Annotated in this window: 1 rRNA gene; it reads left to right on the top strand. The window is 53.6% G+C overall.

Going from position 1 to position 1,587, the window contains the following annotated elements:
* Nucleotides 1-34: 34 nt before the first annotated feature.
* Nucleotides 35-1,587 (top strand): 16S ribosomal RNA (locus tag R7044_RS24020).

The following is a 1,587-nucleotide window of genomic DNA, read 5'->3' as shown; positions in this document are numbered from 1 at the left end:
AATGTTCAGTATTCATTGAGCCGAACAAAATCTTAAATTGAAGAGTTTGATCATGGCTCAGATTGAACGCTGGCGGCAGGCCTAACACATGCAAGTCGAGCGGAAACGAGTTATCTGAACCTTCGGGGGACGATAACGGCGTCGAGCGGCGGACGGGTGAGTAATGCCTAGGAAATTGCCCTGATGTGGGGGATAACCATTGGAAACGATGGCTAATACCGCATGATGCCTACGGGCCAAAGAGGGGGACCTTCGGGCCTCTCGCGTCAGGATATGCCTAGGTGGGATTAGCTAGTTGGTGAGGTAAGGGCTCACCAAGGCAACGATCCCTAGCTGGTCTGAGAGGATGATCAGCCACACTGGAACTGAGACACGGTCCAGACTCCTACGGGAGGCAGCAGTGGGGAATATTGCACAATGGGCGCAAGCCTGATGCAGCCATGCCGCGTGTGTGAAGAAGGCCTTCGGGTTGTAAAGCACTTTCAGTCGTGAGGAAGACGGCGTCGTTAATAGCGGCGTTGTTTGACGTTAGCGACAGAAGAAGCACCGGCTAACTCCGTGCCAGCAGCCGCGGTAATACGGAGGGTGCGAGCGTTAATCGGAATTACTGGGCGTAAAGCGCATGCAGGTGGTTTGTTAAGTCAGATGTGAAAGCCCGGGGCTCAACCTCGGAATAGCATTTGAAACTGGCAGACTAGAGTACTGTAGAGGGGGGTAGAATTTCAGGTGTAGCGGTGAAATGCGTAGAGATCTGAAGGAATACCGGTGGCGAAGGCGGCCCCCTGGACAGATACTGACACTCAGATGCGAAAGCGTGGGGAGCAAACAGGATTAGATACCCTGGTAGTCCACGCCGTAAACGATGTCTACTTGGAGGTTGTGGCCTTGAGCCGTGGCTTTCGGAGCTAACGCGTTAAGTAGACCGCCTGGGGAGTACGGTCGCAAGATTAAAACTCAAATGAATTGACGGGGGCCCGCACAAGCGGTGGAGCATGTGGTTTAATTCGATGCAACGCGAAGAACCTTACCTACTCTTGACATCCAGAGAACTTTCCAGAGATGGATTGGTGCCTTCGGGAACTCTGAGACAGGTGCTGCATGGCTGTCGTCAGCTCGTGTTGTGAAATGTTGGGTTAAGTCCCGCAACGAGCGCAACCCTTATCCTTGTTTGCCAGCGAGTAATGTCGGGAACTCCAGGGAGACTGCCGGTGATAAACCGGAGGAAGGTGGGGACGACGTCAAGTCATCATGGCCCTTACGAGTAGGGCTACACACGTGCTACAATGGCGCATACAGAGGGCGGCCAACTTGCGAAAGTGAGCGAATCCCAAAAAGTGCGTCGTAGTCCGGATTGGAGTCTGCAACTCGACTCCATGAAGTCGGAATCGCTAGTAATCGTGGATCAGAATGCCACGGTGAATACGTTCCCGGGCCTTGTACACACCGCCCGTCACACCATGGGAGTGGGCTGCAAAAGAAGTAGGTAGTTTAACCTTCGGGGGGACGCTTACCACTTTGTGGTTCATGACTGGGGTGAAGTCGTAACAAGGTAGCGCTAGGGGAACCTGGCGCTGGATCACCTCCTTA

It is taken from the genome of Vibrio sp. 1402 (assembly GCF_033340275.1).
Note: the sequence above shows the minus strand (reverse complement) of the source record. Positions and strands in the feature narration are given on the sequence as shown.